Source organism: Lebetimonas natsushimae (assembly GCF_002335445.1).
In the GTDB taxonomy this organism is placed as follows: domain Bacteria; phylum Campylobacterota; class Campylobacteria; order Campylobacterales; family Nautiliaceae; genus Lebetimonas; species Lebetimonas natsushimae.
Genome location: NZ_BDME01000001.1, coordinates 120,012 through 141,086, shown reverse-complemented (window position 1 = coordinate 141,086; position 21,075 = coordinate 120,012). Strand labels below are relative to the sequence as shown.

The window sequence follows — 21,075 nt, the reverse complement described above, 5'->3', positions numbered from 1 at the left end:
TAATTGCCTTTATTTCATATTTTCATAAATATAATTAGTAGCTTCTATAAATCCTGGTATACTTCCGCAGTCAAATCTTTTACCTTTAAATTTATATGCTATTACCATACCCTCATGTGCCTGCATTCTGATTGCATCGGTTAGTTGAATCTCACCGCCTTTTCCGGGTTTTACCTTTTTTAATAAATTAAATATATCCGGAGTTAAAATATATCTTCCTATAATTGCAAGATTGCTTGGTGCTTTGTCAACATCAGGTTTTTCAACCATATCATCAACCATAATGACACTATCTTCTATTTTTCTGCCGGCCACTATTCCGTATTTGTTTACTTCATTTTTATCTACTTCTTCAACCCCAACTATGGTGCATTTGTATTTTTTATAAAGATTTACCATTTGGGTTAAAACATCCCCTACACATAAATCATCCGCCAAAACTACAGCAAAAGGATTATTCCCTATTAACGGCTCTCCCGTTAAAACAGCATGCCCAAGACCTAACATTTCTTTTTGCCTTACATAAGTAAAAGTACACTTTTCTATCATTTCATTTGTTTCTCTAAGTAGTTCTGCTTTGGAAGAATCTTTTATTTTATCTTCAAGTTCAGGTGAAAAATCAAGATAATCCTCAATCGCCCTTTTGTTTCTACCTGTTACAAACCCTATTTCAAAAATACCCGCATTCATACATTCCTGAATACCATAATGAATAAGCGGTTTATTAACAACTGGCAGCATCTCTTTTGGAACTGATTTAGTAGCCGGCAAAAATCTCGTACCATATCCGGCTGCCGGAAACAATGCTTTTTTAATCATTTTTTTCCTTTCTTTTTCATTTTTAACTTTTCACTTTTCATTTTCCATTAGTTTTTTCTCCCACTCATATGCAGTTTTACAGATAAATTCCAAATCGTCATATTTTGGAATCCAACCCATTTTTTGCTGAATTTTACTGTTATCTGAAATAAGAACGGCTGGGTCTGCCACTCTTCTTGGGGCATTTTCAACTTTAAAATCAACTCCGCTTACTTTTTTTACAGTATCAATCACCTCTTTTACACTGGCACCTCTTCCATATCCGACATTAAAAATATCACTTTTATTGTTATCTAAATAATCAAGAGCTTTTATATGTGCATCAGCCAAATCCATCACATGAATATAATCCCTTATACAGGTACCGTCAGGTGTTGGATAATCTGTCCCGAATATATACATTTTATCTCTTTTACCCACTGCACATTCGCTTGCCACTTTTATTAAATGGGTCGCATTTTTTGTTTTTTGCCCTATCATTAAATCAGGACTGGCACCCGCCACATTAAAATATCTGAAAATTACATATTTTAAACCGTAAGCTTTAGCCGCATCCTGAATAATTTTTTCACTAAAAAGTTTACTCTGCCCGTATGGATTTATCGGATTTGTAGGAAATTCTCCCCTAATTCCTTCCATTTTACATTTTACATTTTCCATTTTTAATTGAATATCCGTTTCCCCGTAAACTGCAGCCGTAGAAGAGAATATAAATTTCTCAACTCCATATTCAACAGCCAAATTTACTAAATTTGCGGTATTGGCGGTATTATTAAGATAATATTTCAAAGGTTTTTCTACACTTTCAGGTACAATCAAACTTGCTGCAAAATGAATAATCGCATCAAATTTTTTAGTTTTAAATATTCCTTTAATTTCATTCCAATTACTTAAATCAGCTTTAATAAACTGAAACTCTCTTATCTGTCTTAAAGTATCAACCGTATCTTTAAATCCTGTTACCAAATTATCTATAACTGTTACATCATAATCACTGTTTTCAAGCAAAAGCTTAACAACATGACTTCCAATATATCCGGCTCCCCCTGTTACTAAAATATTCATCCCTCTCCTTAAATATCATAAAACTTTCTATACCAATCTACAAAATTTTTAATTCCCTCTCTTACATCAGTATAAGGTTTATAACCCAAATCTTTTTCCAAATCACTAGTATTAGCCCATGTGCTTGCCACGTCTCCCGGCTGCATAGGAAGCAGATTTTTTTTAGCCTTTTTACCAAGCACTTCTTCAATAGCCTCTATAAAATCCATAAGTTTAACAGGTGCCCCGTTTCCTATATTATAAACTTTATACGGCGCCACACTCTCACTCGCCCTGCCATCCCAATCAGGTTTTGGTTTTGGGGGATTGTCAATTACTCTGACAACCCCTTCAATAATATCATCAATATATGTAAAATCTCTTTTCATTTCACCGTAATTATAAACATCAATCGGTTTATCTTCTAAAATATTTTTTACAAATTTAAAAAGCGCCATATCAGGTCTTCCCCATGGACCATATACAGTAAAAAATCTAAGACCGGTTGTGGGGATATTATAAAGATACGAATATGTATGACTCATAAGTTCGTCCGCCTTTTTTGTAGCTGCATATAAACTTACCGGATGGTCTACATTGTCGTCTGTTGAAAACGGCTGTTTTTTATTCAGTCCGTATACACTCGAACTGCTGGCATATGCAAGAGCGTTCACTCCGTTATGTCTTACAGCTTCTAATATATTCATATGTCCAATTATGTTTGAGTTTATATATGCATCGGGATTTTTAAGAGAATATCTCACCCCTGCCTGAGCCGCAAGGTGACATACTTTATCAAATTTTTCTTTTTCAAAAAGTTTAAAAAGGTTAAACTTGTCTTCAAGATTCAATTTTATAAATTTATAATTTGGATACTTGTTTGACTTCACTATCTCATTATATTCTATTTTTTCTTTATCAATTCCGGCCTCATTTAATCTAGCATATTTTAAATTTACGTCATAATAATCATTTATATTATCAAGCCCGATTACCTCATCACCTCTTTTAATTAAAGCATTGGCTAAATGAAAGCCTATAAATCCTGCTGTCCCCGTAATCAAAATTTTCATATTATTCCTTATTTTCCATTTAATATCTAATCTTTAGAATAAATATCCCTTGTATAAACTTTTTCTTTTACACTTTCCAAATTTTCATCAATTCTGTTAGCCAGAATTACATCGCATTCTTTAAGCTTATCCAAAGAATCCGTAAATTCAACTCCTTCGATTTCATCTCCTTTTGCTTTTGGTTCATATATTAAAATATTTACAAAAGGTTTTAACATTTCTATTACATCAAATATGGCACTGCTTCTGAAGTTATCGCTTCCGGCTTTCATTATAAGTCTGTAAACCCCAACTTTTTTCGGTTTCTTATCAAGTATCCTTTTTGCGATAAATTCTTTTCTTACTGTATTTGAATCAATTATTGCCTCAATAAGCCTCTGTGGAATATTATCTATCCTGTAATTTGCCAGAAGTTGCTTTGTATCTTTTGGCAGGCAATACCCTCCGTATCCGAATGACGGATTGTTATAATACATTCCGATTCGTGGATCTAGACAAACACCCTCGATTATTTCTTTTGCATTAAGACCTTTCATTTCAGCAAAAGAGTCAAGTTCGTTAAAAAAAGCAACCCTCATTGCAAGATACGTATTTGCAAAAAGTTTAACCGCTTCCGCTTCAGTATTGTTTGTAAAAAGAATCGGAATTGTCTCTTTATATGCCCCGTCTCTTAGCAAATTGGCAAAAATTTCAGCCTTTGCGGATTTTTCTCCTACAATAATCCTGCTTGGGTACAAACTGTCATATAAAGCTTTCCCCTCTCTTAAAAATTCAGGCACAAAAAATATATTTTTAAAATTAAATTCTTTTTTAATCCTTTCCGTATAACCTATCGGAATGGTTGAGCGGATCACAATGGTGGCTGATGGATTAATTTCCATCACGTCTTTTATAACACTTTCAACCGATTTGGTATTGAAATAGTTAGTAACAGGGTCATAATCAGTAGGAGTGGCTATTACTACATATTCGGCATTTACATATGCCTCTTTTTTATCCGTTGTGGCTTTTAGATTAAGTTTTTTAGTCTGGAAAAATTCTGTTATTTCCTTATCTTCTATGGGACTTATCCTTTTATTTATCATTTCTACTTTTTCTGGAATAATATCAAGTGCAACCACTTCATTATTTTGAGATAAAAGTACTGCATTGCTTAGTCCCACATATCCTGTCCCCGCTATTGCTATTTTCAATTTAATTCCTTTATCATAATAATAATTTTTTTAAGTTTATCTTTAAACAAAACTTTTTTATCGTCTATCTGATAAAAAAATCTTTTATTCTTTTGTAAAAATCCTTTTTTTATTTTTGTAATTTTACCTAAATTTTCAATAGGCTTTTTTTCTATTATATTATCTAACAAATTTTTTGGATAATCAGGAGAAAGTTTTTTTACAAATTTATCTTTTGGATAACATCGTTTATTTAAACATATTGAATTTTTATATATACTAATTTCAACAGGTATGTTTGCATCTTTATAAATCACTAATTTTTTATAATTAAAACCTTTTTTTAAAAAACCCTGATCACTCACTTTTATATAAGGGGTATTTATTATGCTATAAACGGGGATTGTTTTGGTAGCACAACCGATAAATAAAAAAATGTAAAATATAAAATGTAAAATGGACAATTTTTTATACAACAATTATACCTTTAATCGTTTGGATTATATTCTTTCACCATTTCTCTTAACAATTTTATAATATCTTGTTTTATATTCTTTTGAAGTAAGTTTTCAATTTGGTCGTTTAATTTTTTAATATCATAAAAAGTTGCTTTAGCAACAAATATGTCTTTATATTTAGTTTTTTTGTCAGCCTCATCAATTAAAAGCTCTTCGTAGAGCTTTTCTCCAGGTCTGAGTCCAATAAATTCAATATTATCTTCATTTTTTCCATAAAGTTTTAGCATTTTTTTGGCTAAATCCACTATCTTTACAGGTTCCCCCATATCCAGAATAAAAATCTCTTTATCCTCGGCCAAACTTCCAGCCTGCAATACCAGCTGGCATGCTTCAGGAATCAGCATAAAAAATCTTGTAATTTCCGGATGGGTCACTGTTAAAGGTTTATTTTCTTCAATCAGTTTTTTAAATTTAGGCACCACACTGCCGCTGCTGCCAAGCACATTCCCAAATCTTACAGCACATATTTTTGTGTTTTTGCTGTCAATATTCTGAGCGTAAAGTTCACACACCCTTTTTGTAGCACCCATTATATTTGTAGGCCTAACTGCTTTATCTGTGGAAATTAAAATAAAATCTTTTATATTATATTTTATTGCTAAGTCTATTACGTTTTTAGTCCCGAGTATATTATTTACTACAGCACTTTTAGGATTATATTCACACATAGGCACATGTTTGTAAGCCGCTGCATGAATTACAATTTCAGGAGTGTATTTTTTAAAAACTTCTTCTAAATCCTCTTTTTTTGTAACATCAACCAAACAAGGATATCTTTTAATATTAAGTTCCTCATTTATGGAATAAAGGTTGAATTCAGAGTTATCCACTAAAATAAGTTCTTTGGCTTTATATTTTTCACACTGCCTTGCTATTTCACTTCCAATACTTCCGCCGGCACCTGTTATTAAAATTTTTTTATTTTTTACAAAATTTTCAATTGCATTTTTATCCAAATCCTTTGGTTTTCTAGCCAACAAATCTTCAATAGAAATATCTTTTATTTTCTTCTCAAAAGGATTATATATTTTAATATCTTCTATTCCCTTACTCTGTAAAAATTCAACCAGTTTATCAAGCTCTTTTTGAGATAATTCTTTGGTGATAATTGCTGTTTTTATTTTTCCGTCTATTTTTGAAACATCTTCTACCTTAATTCCGTAAATATAACTTCCGATTAAATTTTTTTTATTATCATAAACTTCAAGAACTGAATAAGGAATATCCTGTTTCAAAAGAGAAATTGCTTTTTTATTAGCTCCTATTATAATTGCAGGGGTTTTATTTGTAGAAATTTTTTCAATTATAAGCCTTTTTGAAATTCTAAAAAAACCTATAAAAAGAATTGATAAAAAATAATCGATAATAATAACACTTCTTGGAAAAGGTATAAAAAACTCTCTAAAAATTAATAGCACTCCCCCGCCCAAAATATAAGCTAGTGTCGTAGCAAGAATTAAAGATTTAAGCTCTTTTAGCGAAAAAAATCTCCAGCTTACAAAATAAAGTTTAAAAACATAATAAAAAACCAGTTTAAAAAAAATAAAAACAAAAGCTATCTGCCAAAAATTAGCTAAATATTCTTTTGGAATTGAAAAATTAAACCTGAGAAGATAAGATAAAAAAAGTGTAAAAAATGAAATTATTATATCTCCTGTTATAAAAAACAGCGCCCTCTTAAAATTTGTAGGCCTAAGAAGATTTGACAATTTCACAAATATCCTTTACCTGTTTTTGTGTTAAAGTTGTTCCGCTTGGAAGGCAAAGTCCTTTTTTAAATAATTCTTCACTTCTGCCATTGAGATAAGCTTTTGCCCCATTAAACAAGGGCTGCAGATGCATAGGATTCCAAAGAGGTCTGCTTTCAATTTCGTTAACTCTTAATTTTTTCATAACTTCCCAAGGATCTTTATCTTTAAAAACAACAGTTGTAAGCCATCTTGTTCCTCTGGTATTGGAAAGTTCTGGCATAAATTCTTCATCCAAAAACTCCCTGTACCAGTTAAAAATCTCTCTTTTTTTAGCTATTCTCTCTTCCACAACCTCCATTTGCCCTACACCGACAGCCGCCAAAATATTACTCATTCTGTAATTATATCCGACTTCTTTATGCACATATTCCATAAAATCAGCTTCTTTTGCCTGAGTAGATAAAAATCTTGCTTTTTTTATCAAATTTTCATCATTACCAACCAACACTCCCCCGCTGCTTGTGGTTAAAAGCTTATTTCCATTAAAACTGTAAACCCCAAAAATTCCAAAAGTTCCGCTGTATTTAATTTTCCATTCTCCGTTATCCATTTTTAATTTATAATACGCCCCAAGACTCTCAGCCGCATCTTCAATTAAATAAATATCATTTTTTTTGCATATTTCCAAAATAGGCTCGATATCTGCAACCTGCCCGTAAATATGGGGCAAAATTACTGCCTTTATATCATTTTCCTTTACAGCCTTTTCAAGCAGTTCTGCATCCATATGCCAATATTCATCCACATCTATAAAAACAGGTTTATTTCTTTCATAAAGAATAGGATTAACAGAACCTATAAAAGTAAAAGTCGAAACTGCAACCTTACTGTCTTTTATTCCCAAGACCCTAAGAGCCAGATGAAGTCCGCTTGTAGCATTGCAAACGGCAAGAGCCGCTTTAGCGCCGGTATAATTTTTTATCAAGTCCTCAAACTTATCTACAAACTCACCAAGAGGGGCTATATAATTACTCTCAAACGCTTTTTTTACATACTCAATTTCTTTTCCGCTCATATGTGGGGGTGAAAGATAAATCATCTTCTAACCTTTAATAGTTTTAATAATATATTCAATATCTTTTTTAAGTGACCAGTTTTTAATATATTCTTTATTTATTTTTACCTTATCGGGCCAAATTACTTTATCATTATACTCTTTTGGATTATCAACACTTGCTAAAATTTCCTCTTCATTTTTATACTTTAAACTTGCAGGCCCTGTAATTCCGGGTTTTATGCTTAAAATTATTCTGTCATCACCTTCTAATTTATCTGCATATCCAGGCACATCCGGCCGAGGTCCTACAAAAGACATATCACCCTTTAAAACATTAATTAGCTGAGGCAGCTCGTCAATTTTATATTTTCTAAAAAACCTGCCGCTTTTTGTAATCCTTGAATTATTTGCAGTTGTAACGGTTGAACCTTTATTTGGATACATCGTTTTTATTTTTATAATAGTAAACAGTTTTCCATTTTCCCCAACTCTTTTTTGCAAAAAAAAACCGTTTGATTTAGTTTCAATGCTTGCGATAATCCAGGCAATTAAAATTGTCGGCCAGGTAATTAAAAGCCCAAAAAAGGCTAAAAAAAAGTCAAAAGCACGCTTGATTATTTTATCTTTTTTACTCATTTTATCTTATAAATTTTTATCATAGGATTCAATATTACCGGTTCAAAAAGATTTTTATCATAATTTTCAAATACAAACATCTGAATAAATGTTGAATTATAATAATAATCATCTACAATCAGGGCTTCTCTATAATTTTGTAAAATAATCAAATTAAGCCCTTCATTTCTTAAATGCTGTTTTTTAACCTTTAATTTTCCATCTTTATCATAAAAAGATATATCAAGTTCTTTAACAGGGATTCTGTTTCTAAGTATTATTTCAGCAGTTCTTAGATCAACAGGAATATTCCCTACTAACAGATAATTTCCCTGTTTTCTAATTCTGTTTTTATAAAAAAAGTGATTTGGATAAATTTCTCCGGTATTTAAATTTCTATTGCTAAACACTGCAACTGTCGGGTAAATATTAAACATCCTGTATGGAAACATTAAATAAACATTTCTGTCAAGTTTTGGAGCTTTATACTCTTTACTTCCGACTTCATCTAAAAATCCATTTACATCAATTGGTTTTCCGTTTTTTATAAAAAGCTGGGTTGCCACTGTTTTATTTGTTTCTACATATTTTTTAATAGCAAGTTTTGACAGATTTGCTGCAAGAAACTGATTTGAAGTGGTTAAAATTTTTGACACCAAAAAATTATCTTCATTATGTTTTCCACCGTCCACCAATGTATTAACATCGGCATAATACCAGATAGGATATCCGTAATCCCACCAGGTAATTACATAATCTTTTGGGTTTGAAAGTTTTTTTAATTTATCTAAAACCTCAACTTCATTTTTATTAAATACCGTAGGAGTTAAATAAGGATAACTGCTTAACGGATAAATTTTGCTGATGGAAGCCAAAAATTTATTTTTTTCACAACATCCAGCAATATGTGAAATGTTCGGCGCTATTAAAAAAACACTGCCAATAACAGATATTGTGATTTTCCATTTTTCATTTTCCATTTTCCATTTTTCCGCCAGCCACACAAAAAAATAAACCCCGCTGATTGCGGCAATCGGCACTGCATAAACAGTAAATCTAAGACCTCCTATAAAAGCAAAAAATCCTATCCCCCATAAAGGAAGAGCTATAATAAATTCTTTATATCTTTTAATAAGCAAAATATATCCAACAAGTGCAATAATAATTCCCAATGTACTTCCAATAATCCTGTCAAATACTATATACCAAGGAATATGCCCCGCTTCTCTTACTGTTTTATTTACATTTAAAAATTGAAGACCTTTTTCTGCTTCTGTAGAGGTTGAATAAGAAAAAATTTTATTTAAAATAATGCCAAAAACATTCCCTGTAAATAAAAACAAGATAAAAAATACCAAAGCACTGATTTGAAGTCCTCTTAATTTAAATTCTTTTATTTTAAACAAATAATAAACACCTATTAATAAAACAATTCTAATTATCCAATTTATATCCATTAAAGCAATTGAAAGAATAATTATAAATTTAAATACAAATTCATCATTTAAGTTTATTGATAATTTGTTATCTTTAGTAAAAATAAGATAAATAAAAGCCATTATACCCATTGCATAAACAATTGATAGCCCCTGGTCATAAAGAAAAGGATATAAAATAATAGTAAAAGCAGCTGCAAGCAGATAATTTAAAGAACGGTTTTTAATACTTGCTAGTAAAAAATATAAAATAAACATAGGCAAACTTGCACTAAACATATCTGTATCATAATATCCTGCAAGAGTTCTGTTATAATAACTCCATCCTATACTTCCAATTAAAGCCGCCAGAAATCCCCATGTTAAGTTTTTATAAAGCTTTCCTATTAAAATAATGGGAATTACCACTAATGAAGAAATAACAGCCGGTAAATAAAGCATTAATGTATCGATATTTATATGAAAAAATTTAGCTAAAAAAGCCGTTATTACAGAAGTTCCATAATGCCAAACCCCTAAAAGTCTGGGATTGTATAAATGCTCATGATACACAATTTTTTGAACTCCGCTCCCATAAAAATATCCGTCAGGATTATTTATCATAACCTGCCCGTGCCAGATAAACTGAGATATTTTACTAGCCCAGTCTATCCAAAAATGAGTATGAAAAAAATAACTAAATATATAAGCAATAATAATCAAACCTAAAACTAATCTATTTTCTTTTGACATATTTATCCTTTAAAATTTTAAAAACACCTGCTAAACTACCTATTCCATAACTAAAATGCAAAACCAAAAAAGCTAAAAGCTGATGGAAAAAAGTCGTATTTTTTTTTATTTGAAAACTTCTGATTGAAATTATAATTAAATAACTAAACAAAATAAATAAAAAGAGATAAAAAAAGAACTTATTAAAAATTCCCAATAAAAAAGTAAATATCAAACTCAAAATAAAAATTAAAGGAACAAAATGTCTAAAGGAAAGTGAATTTAACGAATTGGTATAATAAGCTGTCAAAATATTCCAAAGTCCATTATTAAAATTATTTTTAGCCAAATCTTTGTAATTTTCTCTTGCAAAATATGTGCATTTAATATCTGGAATAAGATATATTTTCCCTCCGGCTTTTTTTATTCTTTTATTAAGTTCAATATCCTGATTTCTGACAAGTCTCTCATCATAAAGCCCTACTTTATTAAAAATTTCTCTTTTATAACATCCAAAAGGCACTGTATCAACTTCTTTTATTTCATTAACTCCGCTTCTAAATGCACTTCCAACTCCAAGCTTATCACTTAAAACATTTTTTATAGCATTTGAAGTATTATTTTTATTTTTCACTTCTGTAATAACAACACCCCCTACATTATCAGCATTTAATTTTTTATGATAATAAATTAGCTTCTTAAAATAATCTTTCGGATATATAGAATGAGCATCAAGTCTTATTATATATTCACCTTTTGCATTTTTTATGCCAATATTCATAGCAATAGGCACAATTTTTTTGGGATTATGTAAAAGTTTAAAAAAAGGATACTTTTTTTGATATTCTTTTATAATTTCAACAGTTTTATCACTACTTCCCCCATCAACTAATAAAACTTCAAATTTTTCTTTATCAAAATCACTATCTATTATCGAATCTAAACATTTAGCAATATATTTTTCCTCATTATAAATTGGAATTATTATAGATATTTTTGGCAAACTTTCCATACATTCTCACTTTCCAAATTTTTTAAACATTCATAAGTATTACATTTAAGTTTATCAGTCGATGGATCAAAACAAGGGCGACATTCTAAATTTAAAAATACATTTTCATTATTTTTTCTATAACCTCCTGTTTCTTTTTCATTTGTCATTCCAAAAATGGTAACAGTATTTATTTTTGTAGCATATCCTATATGCATAAGGCCATTATCATTACCTACTAATAAATTCAAATTAGAAATAATTCCTATTACATCTTCTAAATTTTCTTTTACAATTGTAACATCTAAATTTTTAAAAAATTCTTCCAAATCACTTTCATCTTTTCCCAAAAAAACCAATTTATTTCCTTCTATTCTTCCTATCAATTCTTTATATTTTTCTCTATCCCATCTTTTAAACTTCTGTTTAGCACCACTCCCAACAGCAAATCCAATATTTTTTTCTCCTTTTTTTATATATTTTTTACAATCATTTATGTAAATATAGGGCTCCTTATCTACTATTTTTAAAAGCGATTTAACAATTTTTAAATTCATATCTATTCGATGAATGTTTCTTTCTTGCTTTAGTGTAAATATTCTTTTAACTCCTAACATTTTACCCAATAACTTTATTTTAATAGGATTTGTGCCCGCAGTTGATACTAAATAATCATATTTCCCAAAAAATTTTAATAAATTAAATAAAGAATTTAATTCATAAATCTGTTTAATAAAATCATTATTTTTTAAAATTATTTTTGCAAAACTTCCAAAAACAGCTAAATCAACTATATATCCGCTTTTAGCTAAACTTTTAAGCATTGGTGTTGCTAAAATTAAATCTCCCATTCCCCAGGTATGAATTACTAAGATTTTTTTCATACAACCTCTTTTATAAATTTAATCAATTTGTTAGCCTGATTTTTCCAATCATATTTGCTAAAATCAAAATTCACTTTTTCAAAATCTTTCAACATACATTTATGAAAATTTTCTATCTCACAAAAATGAATAAAAGGAAAATTCTTTCTTTTAAGGGCATTTAAAGGAGTCGAAATCACATGAGCCCCACCTAATCCATATTCCAATGCTTTTATAGGTAATGAATTATTGGTAAAATCATTTAATTCAAACGGAATTAATCCAACATCAATAGTTTTAAAATAATCTGCCACTTTCTTAGGTGCTACTCTGCCAATAAATAAAACATCATTTGCATATTTTTTAACTAAATTTTTATAAAATTCTCCACTATTTCCACCTATAACCAAAAAAGCGGTAGAATCATTTTTAATTTTCAAATATTCTTTAATTGCTTTTTCAATTCCAGTCCATTTTTCAATTCCTCCAATAAATCCAAAAACTTTTTTATTTTCTAAATTAAGTTCTTTTTTTAACGATTTAGCTTTTTTAAATTTTTTAAAATAAATTCCATTTTCAATGGTAATTGTATTCTTATTTAACATTCTAACCTTTTCTTCTAAAATTTCCGTTACACAAATCACACCTTTACTCGCTTTAATATCCCTTTTAATTTTTTCTACCCTGTCTTTATTTAAACCGATATCTTTATTTTCACTTAAATGGTCGTCCACTAAATCATAAACTACCGGAACTTTTATTTTGCTAACATCAAACAACAAAGCATTTGCATTAATTACTACATCTATTTTTAACTTTTCAATAATCCTATTTAATATAAAAGTGTTAAAATAAATGGCAATTTTGTCCGGCTTAAATAAAAGAGGAATTTCAATTTTTTTACCATCAATTCTATATTTTAAAGAAGAAATTTGAGATTTTATTTTTGCTTTAAATGAAGAATTATCAATATTCCAATAAAGATAGAAACTATTACTATTTTTTGCAAATTCATATACTCTATTAACAACTGAAATGTTTGGAACATGCGGAATAAAAAGCATATTCATTTTAAAACCTTTATTCTAAAAATAAAAGAAATTAAAAACATAACAAAAAATGCACTATCTAAACTAAATATCAATGTTTTATTAGGTGTAACATTTATTTTGAATAAAAAATAAAAAACCATAAAAAATGTCAAACTTCCTGCTATTCTGACAATTAAAGCTAAATCAAATCTGTTAAAACCTTTTAAAATATTCAATGCAAAAGTTGTATACGCAATAAAAGGTAAAAAAGGCAACATTAAATTTAGCATTTTATAACTTTCTTTGTAAGAAATTGGAAAAACCAATTCAATTCCAAATTTAGTAAAAAATGTAGAAAATATCAGTAAAATAAAAAAAATAAACAGATATCTAAAAAGTTTTTTTTCTATTCTCAAAATTTCATAAAATTTACCTTCAGCAATAAATTTTGAAATATGAGGAAAAGTAAAGGTATTTAAAGGAAATACAAAAATTGCAACCAATGAAAAAAATATACTCCTAACTACTACATGATATTCAGATAAAATATCTTTATTATCATAAAAATAAAGAAAAGTTATTGCACTTAAACTAACAAATAAACCACTAAAAAAATACATTAACGAACTTAATAAACTATTCTTAAAAAAATTTTTCACCTCTAAAAAAGAAGCTTTTTTCTCTTTTAACCTTAAATTTCCAAAAATTTTAAGATACAAAATTCTACCCATATAAGATGTTAAAAATGCAAAAAATAATACATATTTACTAAATGAAAATATAAAATATCCCAAAATAAGTCCTATAGACATAACTAAATTTTCAAAAAGCATAACTTTGTAATTTTTAAAAGCAGCGTTTAAATAAGAAAGATAAATCATATAGCTATTTGCTAAAAACAATAAAATTAAAAAATAAACAGGATAATTAAAAGAAAGTTTTGAATAATAAAATAATTCTCCCCCCATTAATATTAAAACCAATCCCCAAAATATTCTTTTATACCAAAAAAAGATTTTTTCAAAATCTTCATTGTCATACGCAACCACAAGACTATCCTTAAATCCACTAAATAACATAATTCCTACACTAATAACATCCATAAAAGTGTAAAAAAGTCCTAATTCATTTTTATCTATTTTGTAAGAAAGATATATTTTAAATAAAAAGTTAATTCCCATTACCAAAATAGTAATAAAAGAAGCAGAAAATAAAAGTTTTTTCATTTTATCTTTTTTATAATAATATAAAGTTTAATCGCTAATTGAAATATTAATATAATAAAGCCTAAATATATAAAAACATCTTTTTGAAAAATAGGATATAAAAATAACAAAAATCCTTCTACTTCAACAGTGGATGGAAAAGGCTGAATATGATTTTTTTTCATATAAAAAAAATATTTTTCAATAAAATTCATTTCAGAAAAAGATTTTTCTGCTATATTTTTAGAAATACTTTTTGTACCTTTATAAAAAAGCATATCATTATATTTATTAGCCAAACAAAGCCAAAATAAAAGCAATAATAAAAAAATTAAAGAATAATAATGATTAGTTTTTAAAAAAATAATCACAAATAATAATGGAGCTTTTATCCAATCTGTAAACACATCAAAAAAAGCCCCAAATTTTGAACTTTGATTTGTAACCCTTGCTAAGGCACCATCTACAATATCAAAAATAAAACTTAATTGATATAAAATAGCACCTAAAATAAAATAACCTTTAAAAAAAGCCTCTCCTGCTAAAATAGCCACTATAAAGCTTATAAAAGTAATTTGATTAGGAGTAATATTTGTTTTATTTGCAACAAAATAAGTAATGTACTTCGCTGGTAATAAATTAAAAATAATAGCCCACCAACTTTTTTCTTTAAAAGTATTTTCAATTTTTTCTAAATTATATTTTTCCACTAATCTCCCTATATATTTTAAATATTATCCCATAAAAATAAAAAGCATTTAATATCCAAACAAATTTTGATGGAAAAATTATTAATAATGACAATAATGGAATAATCATACTTCTACTTATAAAATAAATAGGAGAAAAAATTATTTTTTCCTTTACTGTTAAAGTCCTATATATTTTACCCTGATATATTACCATATCATTCATATAAGCATATAACATATTTAAAAAAATAAGTAACAATACTCCTTTTATTAAAAATGTGTTATTAATGTACAAAAAACCTATTGATAAAATAATAATATTTTCTACTATTCTATCAGAAACATTATCTAACCACATTCCAAAATCACTTTCCAATTTTTTGACTCTTGCCAATTGCCCATCTACACAATCTAAAATAAAACTAAAATTCAAAAAAATAATTGCTAATATTGGAGAACGTAAATATACTAATATTGCACTAATTATCCCTAAAAATAATGAGATTAAAGTAATAATATTAGGTGTTATTTTTGTTTTTACTAAAAAAGAAGTAATTAAAAAAGCTATCTGTTGATAAAAATAATTGGAAATAAAATCGCTATATTTTATCACTTTTTTCTTGTTTATTTTATTCACTTTTTTATCTCCAATATAATTCCTGTTTTATCACTTAAAGCTAATTTTAAAGTTTTTAATGCAACATCAGAAGGATTTAAAAGAGTAGATGGGTCTTCATATCCAAAATTTCTTTCTCTCATAGGAGTTTTAGTTCTTTGTGGAACAATGCAATTAACCTTCACATTATCCCACTCTTCACTTAAAGCTTGTGTTAAATTTACAATTGCTGCTTTTGAAGAAGAATATAATGAGTAATTAGCTCTACCTCTCGTATAAGAACTTGACGCAAAATTTATTAACATTCCATTTGTTTTTTCTAAAAATTTTTTTGCAACCAATGCCACATTTACAGTCCCTTTATAATTAATATCAATAATCTCATTTATTTCTTTTTCAGACATATAATCTAATGGTTTTTTAAATAAAATTGCAGCAGTATTTATTATCACATCAATATTTGATATCTCTGATAAAAATGATTCAATATGTTTTTTATCTCTTATATCTAAACCATTTTTTCTACTTCCACCATATACATTAGCCCCATACTTTAAAGCAATTTTTTCAATTTCTTTTCCTATTCCACTACTATTCCCAAAAATAACTATATTTTTACCTTTTAATTTTTCTAAATTAATCTCTTTTAAATCATATTCTATTCCCATTTGAATATATTTTTCGGCAATATATAAATCAATAGGATAAGTGATTTTTATATTTTTAATTGTTGATTTTACAACTTTAATAGGGATTTTTAACATTTCATTAACTACACCACAATCACAGGTAAAACTACGCTTATTTTCATTAATTGCTTTTTGATAAGCCTTTTTTATGGTATTTAATTTAAAACCTTGAGGGGTTTGACCTCTTTTCATATATTTACGATTAGGAATATCTTCAATAATCCAATCATCATTTATTTTTATAATCGTATCTGTAGCATCTATTGCAGTATCTACTGCATCATATTTATCTAAAGCTTTAATAACATCATCTATAGTTTTTTTATCAACTAATGGTCTTACTGCATCATGAAAAAGGACTTTAATATTGCTATCCTCATATTCTAACGCATTTAATGCAGCATAAGTTGAACCAAATCTATCTTTTCCTCCATTAATAATTTTATTTACTTTATAGAAATTATTTTCTTTTACAATATTCCATAATTTTTCTTCATATTCTTGTTTAATTACTACAATTATTTCCTCAATCAAAGGATGCTCTTGAAATGTTTTTAAAGTATATTCTATTATAGGTTTACCGGCTAATTTAATAAATTGTTTTGGTAATTCACTACCAAATCTTTCTCCACTTCCTCCAGCAAGAATAACAGCTATTGTTTTTGACATTTTATTCCTTCTATCAAATAATATCTATTTACAAATTTTTTTCCATTCCCTTCAATAACTTCAACATTTTCTAATGTAAATCCGTTTTCTTTCAAAATTTTTTTCCACTCTTTTTTACTATACCATTTTTCTCTAAATGGTGAATCAAAAGGATACATCCACTTACCTTTTAATTCTAAAACAGGTTTTAACAATCCTAAAATTGAAAAAGGATTTCTCTCCCCTATAATTATTTCACCATTGTTTTTTAATACTCTTTTAATTTCTTTTAAAGCACTATCAATATAAGTATGTTGCAATACTTCAAAAGTCATTACAATATCAAAATAGTTATCATTAAATGGGATATTATAAACACTGCCTTTTAAAATATTTTCTTTTTCAAAGACTGGGTCTATGCCAAAAAATTTAATGTTAGGAAATTCTTTTTTCAATTCATTTATAATAACTCCTTTTCCGCATCCTACATCTAAAACTTTTAATTTTTTATCTTTTGGTAAAATTTCCTTTAACCTTTTTATATACTCTTTATCCATATAAGACAAATTATCAGTCACCACATCCGAAGAGATATTAAAAGCAGTTTTTACAAAACTTTCCTGTTCAGTCTCTTTATTTAAATTTTCATAATCCAATAAAGTATCTATAAAAAATTTATTAGTCCAATTTACAAAATCAAAACTACCATATCTCCCCCAAAACGGAATAGATGCACTAAATCCGCCTTTCATAATAGAATTTTTTAGTTGTTTAGCCTTTAAATAAAAAATAGTATTAATTGCACAAGTTTTAAAATTTTCATCTTTTGTAATTTTATAAAGTTTTAAAGCAACACCTGCCCATTGTGCAAGACCTGTAATACATCTTTCTTTATTTACGCAATTAAAATTTTCATCATATTGCGAACATAATATTAAATCATGGTTTAAATTTATATTCTTGAATTTATTTGCATTTTTTAAAACAGCCTCCAAAATTTTTTCATCTCTCATTAATTCATATACATCTAAAAGTCCCTCTAAAACATAAATTAAAGTATGCAAAAATGGTGGCACATTTTTTAAAAATGAAGAATATTTAAAAAATCCATTATCCATTTGATTATTTAAAACCCAATTTATATTTTTCATTGCAACATTTTTTATATATTCATCATTTGTTAAAACTCCATATTTAAACATTGCAGCAGAAACTCTTGAATAGTAAGTATGAGGCTCTTTATTATAAGCAAATTTAACCCAACTTCCATCATTTTCTTGAACACTTTCTAACCAATAACTAGCTTTTTTAGCTGCTTTTAAATACTTTTCCTCTTTTGTTTTCTCATATAAAAAATTTAAACCTATTAAACATTGTCCTGTATCAAATACAAAAGGTAAATTTTTATCTATTTCACTAAAACTTCCATCACTATTTTGAATCTTTAAAAGCCACTCTCCTGCTTTTTTAGCTGAATTAATATATTTTTTTTCATTTAATTTTTCTCCTAAATTCCACATAGAAGGAATAATATAACCGGTAGTTTCAATATAACTTTTATCTTTTCCATTAATAAAAGAGAATTTCCTACTATATCCACCATCTTCATTTTGCATAAATAAAAGCCAATTACCTGCCATTTTTAAATGTAATTCATTATTAAAAACATTTTCATCAAAAATAGAATTTATCGAAGATCTTAAAATTTTAGGGTATTTTAAACTATGCAAAAATCCATAAATTTTATACAATTTTTGTTTCAAGCAAAAACTCCTTTATTCTTTCACTAGCTTTTCCATCGCCATATGGATTATGTGCTTTACTCATTTTTTCATATTCTTTTTTATCATCTATTAATTTTTGAGCTTCTCTTACTATTTTTTCTTTATCAGTTTCTACAAGTTTAACTGTTCCGGCTTTTACAGCCTCCGGTCTTTCTGTTGTATCTCTCATTACTAATACCGGTTTTCCAAGTGATGGTGCTTCTTCTTGTATTCCCCCGCTATCTGTTATTATAAAATATGACTTTTTCATTAAATATACAAATTCAGGATAATTTAAAGGTTTTATCAAATAAACATTTTTTATATTAGATAAAATTTCTTTTACTGGTTTTTGAACGTTTGGGTTTAAATGAACCGGATATACTATATCAATTTCAGGATTATTTATTGCTATTTCTTTTAAAGCCTCACATATATTTAAAAATCCTTCTCCAAAATTTTCTCTTCTGTGTCCTGTTACTAAAATTATTTTTTTCATTTCATTTAATGGATATTGTTTTTTTATATTTCTTATAATCTCATCTTTTAATCTTTCATTCTTTTCTATCTTTTCAACTGCTAAGAATAATGCATCAATTACAGTATTTCCTGTAACTATTATATTTTTAGGATTTTTTCCTTCTCTTAATAAATTCTCTTTTACGTTATGTGTTGGTGCAAAATGATAATTTGCAAGTATTCCTGTAAGTTCTCTATTTGCTTCTTCCGGCCAAGGAGAATACAAATTATAAGTCCTAAGCCCTGCTTCTACATGACCTATCTTTATTTTCTGATAAAAAGCTGCAAGAGATGCTGCAAAAGTTGTAGTTGTATCTCCATGAACCAACACAATATCTGGTTTAAAATCTTCCAATACTTCTCTCATTTTTAATAAAACATTTGATGTTATATCATATAAATCCTGCCCTATTTTCATAATATTTAAATCATAATCAGGTTTTATTTCAAAAAAATTTAAAACTTGGTCTAGCATTTCTCTATGTTGGGCTGTTACACATATTTTTAAATCAATTGATTTCTCTTTTTCTAAAGTTTTTACGAGGGGTGCCATTTTTATAGCTTCTGGCCGTGTTCCAAATACCGTTAAAATTTTCAATAATTAAAGTCTCCCATCCACTAAATTTTTATCAAAAAATCCTTTAATATCATAAACAACTAAATTTTTGTTTTTTTCTTTTACTTTTCTTATTTTATCTTCCAGCTCATTAAATTCATTATGGGATACAGCTAAAACAACTGCATCATAATTTTTTATTTCCAGATCTTTTTTATCCATTAACTCAATACCATATTCTCTCTTTACTTCTTCTCTGTCTGCCCAGGAATCATATACATCCACATTTATTCCAAAATCTTGAAGTTCTCTGACTACATCTATCACCCTTGAGTTTCTGATATCAGGACAGTTTTCTTTAAATGTTATTCCCAAAACCAATACCCTGCTTCCCCTTATTGTATGGCCTTTTTTTATCATCAGTTTCACTACTTTATTTGCTACAAATATTCCCATATTGTCATTTGTTCTTCTACCTGCCAAAATAATCTGTGGATGATATCCAATTTCTTTTGCCTTATATGCAAGATAATACGGGTCTACGCCGATACAGTGTCCTCCTACAAGTCCAGGCTTAAATTTTAAAAAATTCCATTTTGTTCCTGCGGCTTCCAAAACATCCAAAGTATCAATTCCCAGTTTATCAAAAATTAATGCAAGTTCGTTTACAAATGCTATATTTATATCTCTTTGTGAATTTTCAATTACTTTTGCAGCTTCCGCCACTTTTATACTCGGCGCCAAATGTGTTCCTGCTTCAATTATACTTGAATAAAGTTTATCTATCTCTTTTGCAATCTCAGGTGTGCTTCCTGAAGTAACTTTTTTTATTTTTGTTACTGTATGTTCTTTATCTCCAGGATTAATTCTTTCCGGTGAATATCCTACAAAAAAGTCTTTATTAAACTTTAATCCACTCTCTTTTTCTAATTCCGGCACACACACTTCCTCCGTACATCCCGGATATACTGTTGATTCATAAATTACAATACCGCCTTTTTTTAAAATTCTTCCTATACTTCTGCTTGCCATTATTAAAGGAGTTAAATCAGGATTTTTGTGTTCATCTATTGGAGTTGGAACAGTTACAATATGAATATTTGCTTTTTTTATTTTTTCTAAATTACTTGTAAATTCAAGTCCTCTTTTTATTGCTTTTTTTAATTCTTCTTCACTAACTTCAAGTGTCTTGTCAATTCCTTTTTTAAGTTCTTTTATCCTGTTATTATTAATATCAAATCCTGTTACTTTATATTTTTTGCTAAATGCCACTGCAAGCGGAAGCCCTACATAACCCAGGCCTATTATTGATATTGCTTTCATCAATGCCCTTTTTATTTAAAATATTAACATAATTTAAATATAA

General features: G+C 27.9%; 19 protein-coding genes. All 19 read right to left on the bottom strand.

Going from position 1 to position 21,075, the window contains the following annotated elements; all coding sequences use genetic code 11:
- Window positions 1-9: 9 nt before the first annotated feature.
- The 19 genes from galU to LNAT_RS00720 are packed head-to-tail and all read right to left on the bottom strand — an operon-like array spanning window position 10 to window position 21,032.
- Complete coding sequence (gene galU / locus LNAT_RS00810) at window positions 10-819, bottom strand: UTP--glucose-1-phosphate uridylyltransferase GalU (RefSeq protein ID WP_096258031.1); 810 nt, start codon at window positions 817-819, stop codon at window positions 10-12.
- 30 nt (window positions 820-849) lie between these two features.
- Window positions 850-1,884 (bottom strand): UDP-glucose 4-epimerase GalE, encoded by a 1,035-nt coding sequence (gene galE, locus LNAT_RS00805; RefSeq protein WP_096258030.1) that lies wholly within the window; start codon window positions 1,882-1,884, stop codon window positions 850-852.
- A gap of 8 nt (window positions 1,885-1,892) precedes the next feature.
- Entirely contained in the window at window positions 1,893-2,936 is a 1,044-nt protein-coding gene (locus tag LNAT_RS00800) for an NAD-dependent epimerase (RefSeq protein ID WP_096258029.1), read from the bottom strand.
- 26 nt (window positions 2,937-2,962) lie between these two features.
- Window positions 2,963-4,129, bottom strand: a complete 1,167-nt coding sequence (locus LNAT_RS00795; RefSeq protein WP_096258028.1) for a nucleotide sugar dehydrogenase — start codon at window positions 4,127-4,129, stop codon at window positions 2,963-2,965.
- On the bottom strand, window positions 4,126-4,584 hold the full coding sequence (locus LNAT_RS00790) for a hypothetical protein (protein WP_238593952.1): 459 nt from the start codon (window positions 4,582-4,584) through the stop codon (window positions 4,126-4,128). Before LNAT_RS00790 ends, LNAT_RS00795 begins: the two co-directional genes overlap by 4 nt.
- Before the next feature lie 11 nt (window positions 4,585-4,595).
- A complete protein-coding gene (locus LNAT_RS00785) occupies window positions 4,596-6,341 on the bottom strand; it encodes a nucleoside-diphosphate sugar epimerase/dehydratase (RefSeq protein WP_096258026.1) in 1,746 nt (581 codons plus the stop codon).
- A complete protein-coding gene (locus LNAT_RS00780; RefSeq protein ID WP_096258025.1) occupies window positions 6,319-7,416 on the bottom strand; it encodes a DegT/DnrJ/EryC1/StrS family aminotransferase in 1,098 nt (365 codons plus the stop codon). Before LNAT_RS00780 ends, LNAT_RS00785 begins: the two co-directional genes overlap by 23 nt.
- Window positions 7,417-7,419: 3 nt before the next feature.
- Window positions 7,420-8,010 (bottom strand): sugar transferase, encoded by a 591-nt coding sequence (locus LNAT_RS00775; RefSeq protein WP_096258024.1) that lies wholly within the window; start codon window positions 8,008-8,010, stop codon window positions 7,420-7,422.
- Window positions 8,007-10,157, bottom strand: coding sequence for an STT3 domain-containing protein (locus LNAT_RS00770; protein WP_096258023.1), 2,151 nt, complete (start codon window positions 10,155-10,157; stop codon window positions 8,007-8,009). The genes LNAT_RS00775 and LNAT_RS00770 overlap by 4 nt, the downstream gene beginning before the upstream one ends.
- The gene (locus tag LNAT_RS00765) at window positions 10,141-11,148 is read right to left on the bottom strand and encodes a glycosyltransferase family 2 protein (protein WP_096258022.1); all 1,008 of its coding nucleotides are present in this window, start codon (window positions 11,146-11,148) and stop codon (window positions 10,141-10,143) included. The genes LNAT_RS00770 and LNAT_RS00765 overlap by 17 nt, the downstream gene beginning before the upstream one ends.
- The gene (locus LNAT_RS00760; RefSeq protein WP_096258021.1) at window positions 11,121-12,011 is read right to left on the bottom strand and encodes a glycosyltransferase family 9 protein; all 891 of its coding nucleotides are present in this window, start codon (window positions 12,009-12,011) and stop codon (window positions 11,121-11,123) included. Before LNAT_RS00760 ends, LNAT_RS00765 begins: the two co-directional genes overlap by 28 nt.
- Entirely contained in the window at window positions 12,008-13,060 is a 1,053-nt protein-coding gene (locus tag LNAT_RS00755) for a glycosyltransferase (protein WP_096258020.1), read from the bottom strand. The genes LNAT_RS00760 and LNAT_RS00755 overlap by 4 nt, the downstream gene beginning before the upstream one ends.
- Window positions 13,057-14,247 carry an MATE family efflux transporter gene (locus tag LNAT_RS00750; protein ID WP_096258019.1) on the bottom strand — a complete coding sequence of 397 codons (1,191 nt, stop codon included), beginning with the start codon at window positions 14,245-14,247 and terminating at the stop codon, window positions 13,057-13,059. Before LNAT_RS00750 ends, LNAT_RS00755 begins: the two co-directional genes overlap by 4 nt.
- Window positions 14,244-14,936, bottom strand: a complete 693-nt coding sequence (locus LNAT_RS00745; protein WP_172413476.1) for a CDP-alcohol phosphatidyltransferase family protein — start codon at window positions 14,934-14,936, stop codon at window positions 14,244-14,246. The genes LNAT_RS00750 and LNAT_RS00745 overlap by 4 nt, the downstream gene beginning before the upstream one ends.
- Entirely contained in the window at window positions 14,923-15,531 is a 609-nt protein-coding gene (locus LNAT_RS00740) for a CDP-alcohol phosphatidyltransferase family protein (protein ID WP_172413475.1), read from the bottom strand. Before LNAT_RS00740 ends, LNAT_RS00745 begins: the two co-directional genes overlap by 14 nt.
- Window positions 15,532-15,551: 20 nt before the next feature.
- Complete coding sequence (gene ispD, locus LNAT_RS00735) at window positions 15,552-16,892, bottom strand: 2-C-methyl-D-erythritol 4-phosphate cytidylyltransferase (protein ID WP_096258016.1); 1,341 nt, start codon at window positions 16,890-16,892, stop codon at window positions 15,552-15,554.
- Window positions 16,877-18,634 carry a methyltransferase domain-containing protein gene (locus LNAT_RS00730; RefSeq protein WP_096258015.1) on the bottom strand — a complete coding sequence of 586 codons (1,758 nt, stop codon included), beginning with the start codon at window positions 18,632-18,634 and terminating at the stop codon, window positions 16,877-16,879. Before LNAT_RS00730 ends, ispD begins: the two co-directional genes overlap by 16 nt.
- Window positions 18,615-19,706: a non-hydrolyzing UDP-N-acetylglucosamine 2-epimerase gene (gene wecB / locus LNAT_RS00725; protein ID WP_096258014.1), complete on the bottom strand. Its 1,092-nt coding sequence runs from the start codon at window positions 19,704-19,706 to the stop codon at window positions 18,615-18,617. Before wecB ends, LNAT_RS00730 begins: the two co-directional genes overlap by 20 nt.
- A gap of 48 nt (window positions 19,707-19,754) precedes the next feature.
- Window positions 19,755-21,032 carry a nucleotide sugar dehydrogenase gene (locus LNAT_RS00720; protein ID WP_096258013.1) on the bottom strand — a complete coding sequence of 426 codons (1,278 nt, stop codon included), beginning with the start codon at window positions 21,030-21,032 and terminating at the stop codon, window positions 19,755-19,757.
- Window positions 21,033-21,075 lie beyond the last annotated feature (43 nt).